General features: G+C 68.1%; 6 protein-coding genes. 1 reads left to right on the top strand and 5 read right to left on the bottom strand.

What is annotated here, in order from left to right; genetic code table 11:
- Positions 1-29: 29 nt before the first annotated feature.
- From DU475_RS23025 to DU475_RS23010, 4 genes are all read right to left on the bottom strand, one after another.
- Entirely contained in the window at positions 30-218 is a 189-nt protein-coding gene (locus DU475_RS23025) for a DUF4234 domain-containing protein (protein WP_013500990.1), read from the bottom strand.
- A gap of 117 nt (positions 219-335) precedes the next feature.
- Positions 336-1,238 carry a S49 family peptidase gene (locus DU475_RS23020; protein ID WP_142881944.1) on the bottom strand — a complete coding sequence of 301 codons (903 nt, stop codon included), beginning with the start codon at positions 1,236-1,238 and terminating at the stop codon, positions 336-338.
- Between the two features lie 263 nt (positions 1,239-1,501).
- Positions 1,502-2,281, bottom strand: coding sequence for a tRNA1(Val) (adenine(37)-N6)-methyltransferase (locus DU475_RS23015; RefSeq protein ID WP_013500987.1), 780 nt, complete (start codon positions 2,279-2,281; stop codon positions 1,502-1,504).
- On the bottom strand, positions 2,274-2,501 hold the full coding sequence (locus DU475_RS23010) for a putative signal transducing protein (protein ID WP_013500986.1): 228 nt from the start codon (positions 2,499-2,501) through the stop codon (positions 2,274-2,276). The genes DU475_RS23015 and DU475_RS23010 overlap by 8 nt, the downstream gene beginning before the upstream one ends.
- A gap of 207 nt (positions 2,502-2,708) precedes the next feature.
- On the opposite strand from DU475_RS23010, the gene DU475_RS23005 reads away from it, so the two are divergent.
- Positions 2,709-3,719, top strand: coding sequence for a polyprenyl synthetase family protein (locus DU475_RS23005; protein WP_013500985.1), 1,011 nt, complete (start codon positions 2,709-2,711; stop codon positions 3,717-3,719).
- Positions 3,720-3,860: 141 nt separating this feature from the next.
- On the opposite strand, the gene DU475_RS23000 is transcribed toward DU475_RS23005, so the two are convergent.
- A complete protein-coding gene (locus tag DU475_RS23000) occupies positions 3,861-4,760 on the bottom strand; it encodes a 4-(cytidine 5'-diphospho)-2-C-methyl-D-erythritol kinase (protein ID WP_164633436.1) in 900 nt (299 codons plus the stop codon).
- Positions 4,761-4,830 lie beyond the last annotated feature (70 nt).

Here is a 4,830-nt window from a genome sequence, read left to right as displayed (position 1 = left end):
GCCTTCGCGGGCGGGCGACAGCCGAGACCTCAACCGGGCCGGTAGGCGCCGGTGACCGGATCGGGCCGCAACGTCGGCAGCGTGGCGCGATCGACATCGGCCAACACCGTCGCGCGGGCGACCTCGAGCTCCTGATTGACGCGTCCGGCCGTGCGGAAGGCCCACCGCACCATGGCGATGCCGACCAGGCTTCCAGCCAATACGAGCAGCGGCGGCATCGTCCAACCTCTCCTTGAGTCGCGTCACGCCCCTGTTGCATCTTCGCTCAGTGGGCGTTCACTCGCAACTCACGCTGACGGGACCAAATGGCGCGGCGCCGCCGCCGAAGCCATCTCTCAAAAGCCGTATTTGGCCCAGATCGCCCGGGTTTCCAGCGCCGAGATCATTGATTCGGGGAGCGCCGCGACGCCGTCGAGCGCAGCTTCGGCGCCACCGGATTTACGCGTCAGGTTGGCGAGCAGACCGGTCGGCGGCGAGATCAGCGGGGTGCGAACCTTGTCGCCGAATTTCTCGCGCAGCACCGCGCGCAGGTCGCCGATCGAATCGGCAAGGCCCAGCGACACCGAGGTGGCGCCGGCCCAGTACTCGCCGGTGAACAATTGCGACTCCTCGCCTTTCAGCCGGGCGCCGCGGCTTTCCTTGACCAGCGCGATGAACAGCGCGTGGATCTCCTGCTGCAGCACCTTCAGCCGGGCGACCTCCTGCGGGTCTTCGGGCAGGAACGGATCGAGCTGCGCCTTGCGCTCGCCGGCGGTGTAGAGCCGGCGCTCGACGCCGATCTTCCTGATCAGCTCCTGAAACCCGAAGCCGCCGCCGACCACGCCGATCGAGCCGAGGATCGACGACGGATCGCAATAGATCTCGTCGGCCGCACAGGCGATCATGTAGCCGCCGGACGCGGCGACGTCCTCGACGAAGGCGTAGACCGGCAGCTTCTTCTCGGCGGCGAGCGCGCGGATGCGCAAATAGATCAGCCGCGACTGCACCGGCGAGCCGCCCGGCGAATTGATCGCCAGCGCCACCGCCTTGGCGTTGCGGGTGGAGAATGCGCGGTCGAGCAGCTTGGCGACACCGGCGAGCGTCAGCCCCGGACGCAGGGGCGTCACCGCGCCGATCGTGCCCGATAGCCGGACCACCGGTACGACCGGAATATCCCGGCGGAATCGCTCTGGAATCCAGTTACCGAGACCGGCGAGCCAGCCCTGCTCGCTGCGACCGCTGACCGCAGTCCCGCTCATCGCTTCATCCTATTGTCGACCATCGCGGATATCACCATCTGGTAGATGTGGAACATGTTTTGCAACGCAGGCTTCATATAGGGACGAGGCTGCAACGACGCAGCGGAGGGACCGATGAAAATTTACCTGCTGGTGTTGTTGATCGGGGCGATCTTGACGGCGGTTCACCTCACCAGTGCGCCGGCCGAACATCATAAAGAGCCGCAACCGCAGTAAGTCTTTCGAGGTGCATCTGCAGCGCAGCTTTTGCCGGGCGAGGTCGCTCAGCGTTGCGCCAGCGGCAAAATCTGCTCACCCGCCATCACCGCCCGCACCAGCGGGATCGGCTCCCCCGAGGTGTCGCTGAGCATCAGACTCGGCAGCATCACCAGCGGCGCCCGGCCGCCTTTGATCGCGCGCACCAGGATGCGGATCGCCGGCTTGCCGGCATTTCCGTGCACCGCCTGAAGCGCCACGCTACCGAAGCCGCGGCCGAGCGCGGCCAGCACATCGGCCAGTCCATCCGCCCGCCAGATCAGCGTCAGGGCGCCGCCCGATTTGAGCAGCCGCCGCGCCGCATGCACCCACGCCTCCAGCGTCGCCCCGGTTGCCAGATGCGCCGCCTGACGCAACGGGTCGGGCGAGCCGCGATGCCGTGCAGCATCATGAAACGGCGGGTTCATCAGCACCGTGTCGGCAGTGTCGGGCCCGAGTCCGGCCGCCGCAAACGTCTCGGCGGGGCCGGTCACGTCGAGACAGACGACTTCGGCCGCAAGCCCATTGAGGCGGGCGTTGTCTCGGGCGATCGCCACAAGGGTGGAGTCGATCTCAACCAGGACCGGAGCGATTCCGTCGACCCGGCGCGCCAGCGCCAGTCCGGCGGTGCCGACCCCGGCGCCGAATTCGACCACCCGGTCGCCTGCCCTCGCCCGGGTCGAAGCCGCCAGCAGAATCGCGTCGTGACCGGCGCGATGGCCGGCGGCAGGTTGCCGCAGCCGCAGCCGGCCGCCGAGAAAGCCGTCTTCGGTGACGCTCCGGTCCGCCGCGCCGACCGTTTCAGCCATCGGACCGCAGCTCATGGGCCAGTCCCGCGTCGGTCAACAGCCTTCGCGCGGCGGGCAGATCGTCGTCGGGCACCAGTAAACGGCGCGGAATCACGCCCAAGGAGCCTTCCAGAATGCTCATGTTCTGGTCCAGCACCAGATGGTCGATACCGGCGCCGTCGAGCAGCGCCCCCACCGCCGAAAGCAGTACCGCGTCGTTGGTCCTCAACAGTTCTCGCAACCTTGCCTCTCCTGTCGTCCCTGCATTATAGCTCGCGCCGACCGTCGCGGGGGATCGATCGCCTCGTTGCAGGGTCGTTCCCGTGCTATAGAGGGAACCGCAATGAGGCGCGGATGGTCGAGCCGGCCGGCGCCTCGATGACTGGACCAAGGCGCGGATGGCGGAAGCAGCTTCGCCGAATCCGTCCCCGGAATTTGGAGACCCAGCGTGGCCGTTATCGTACCCTTCGAGGGCCCCTCGACCGCCTCGATCGACCAACTGGTCGAACTCGTTGCGGCGGACATGGAGCGCGTCAACGCCACCATCCTGTCGCGCACCGGCTCCGACGTCACCATGATTCCGGAAGTCGCCAATCATCTGATCTCGTCCGGCGGCAAGCGGCTGCGGCCGATGCTCACCTTGGCGATGGCGAACCTCACCGGCTACACCGGGGACGGCCACATCAAGCTCGCCGCCGCGGTCGAATTCATGCACACCGCGACGCTGCTGCACGACGACGTCGTCGACGAGAGCGAGATGCGCCGCGGCAAGAAGTCGGCGCGGATGCTGTGGGGCAACGAGGCCAGCGTGCTGGTCGGCGATTTCCTGCTCGGCCAGGCGTTCCGGATGATGGTCGAGGTCGGCTCGCTTCGCGCGCTCGACATCCTGTCGTCGGCCTCCGCCACCATCGCCGAGGGCGAGGTGATGCAGCTCGCCGCCGCCAAGAACACCGCCACGACCGAAGACGAATATCTGGCGGTGATCCGCGGTAAGACCGCCGAGCTGTTCGCCGCCGCCTGCGAAGTCGGCCCGGCGATCGCCAACCGGCCCAAGCCCGAACAATCCGCCTGCCGCTCGTTCGGTATGAACATCGGCATCGCCTTCCAGCTCATCGACGACGTGCTCGACTACGGCGGCAAGGCCGCCAAGCTCGGCAAGAACGTCGGCGACGATTTCCGCGAGGGCAAGATCACCCTGCCGGTGGTGCTGGCATTCCGCCGTGGCAACGACGCCGAGCGCGAGTTCTGGATCAAGTCGCTGGAGCGCGGCGAGATCTCCGACGCCGATCTCGATCAGGCGATCAAGCTGATGACCAAGCATCGCGCGCTCGAAGACACCATCCAGCGCGCCCATCATTACGGCGCGATGGCGGTCGACGCGCTGGCGCTGTTCCCGTCCTCTCCGATGAAGACGGCGCTGGAGCAAGTGGTGGCATTCTGCCTGGCGCGCTCGCACTGAGCGAGCTCTGCTGCTTCCAGCAATAAGCACCGTCATTCCGGACGCCGCGCAGCGGCGATCCGGAATCCCGAGATGTTCTGAACTGCGAGATCCCGGGTTCGCGCTGCGCGCGCCCCGGGATGACCGCCGCTGAAGCGGCCGTCAGCTCAGGCTGCCGGCATGCACCCACCAGCCGGGCTGGGCGGTGCGGAGCATATCGGCGGCGGCGCGGGCCGATGCATCATCGGCATACAGCGCAAAGCAGGTCGCGCCCGAGCCCGACATCCGCGCGAGCTGCACGCCGACGGTCGCCCGCAGCGCGGCCAGCACGGTGCCGACCACAGGCTCGACCTTGAGGGCCGGCGGTTCGAGATCGTTGGTTCCGGCCTCGAGTGTCGCAATCCAATCGGCGAGCGGTGCTCCGGCATCGGGCCACGCTGGTGCCGCGAGCACGTCGGTGGCACCGACCGTCAGCGAGCCCGGCTTCAGGCCGAGCGCAGCAAACACGTCCTTGGTGGCCACCGGCACCCGCGGGTTGACCATCACGGCCGGCAGCCGCGGCAGCGGCAGCGGCGAGAGCTTTTCGCCGACTCCGGCCATCATGCAGGGCCGCGACGGCAGGCAGACAGGCACGTCGGCCCCGGTCAGCCGCGCCGCCTCGACCAGACGCGGATCGTCGGCCGCCAAATCGTTGGCGCGGGCGAGCAGCCGCAGCGCCGCGGCAGCGTCGGCCGAGCCGCCGCCGATGCCGGCCGCGACCGGCAGGTGCTTGTCGAGGATGAAGGCTCCGGTGGTGAGGTTCGGCACCCGTTCGGAGAGCAGCCGCGCCGCCTTTAGAACCAGATTGTCGGCGCTGTCGCCGCAATCCTGTGCGCCGGGTCCGGTCGTGGCGAGGCTCAGTGCCGCGCCGGGCTGCAGTTCCAGACGATCGGCGCAATCGGCGAACGCCACGACGCTTTCGAGCTCGTGATAGCCGTCGATACGACGGCCCACCACGCGCAGAGTCAGGTTCACCTTGGCGCGGGCTTCGTCGCGCAGCGTCGTCGCAGAGCCGTCAGTCACGGCAACAGTCTCCTGGGAGCGCCCGTTCTGATCGAAACCGGACCGCAGCCCCAGCCCCCTTTTAGGCGCG

Source organism: Rhodopseudomonas sp. WA056 (assembly GCF_010906995.1).
Taxonomy (GTDB): Bacteria; Pseudomonadota; Alphaproteobacteria; order Rhizobiales; family Xanthobacteraceae; genus Rhodopseudomonas; species Rhodopseudomonas palustris_G.
Note: the sequence above shows the minus strand (reverse complement) of the source record. Positions and strands in the feature narration are given on the sequence as shown.

Excerpts from the sequence above, each read along its gene's own strand:
- DU475_RS23025 (WP_013500990.1), bottom strand. The coding sequence starts at position 218 with ATGCCGCCGCTGCTCGTATTGGCTGGAAGCCTGGTCGGCATCGCCATG.
- DU475_RS23020 (WP_142881944.1), bottom strand. The coding sequence starts at position 1,238 with ATGAGCGGGACTGCGGTCAGCGGTCGCAGCGAGCAGGGCTGGCTCGCC.
- DU475_RS23015 (WP_013500987.1), bottom strand. The coding sequence starts at position 2,281 with ATGGCTGAAACGGTCGGCGCGGCGGACCGGAGCGTCACCGAAGACGGC.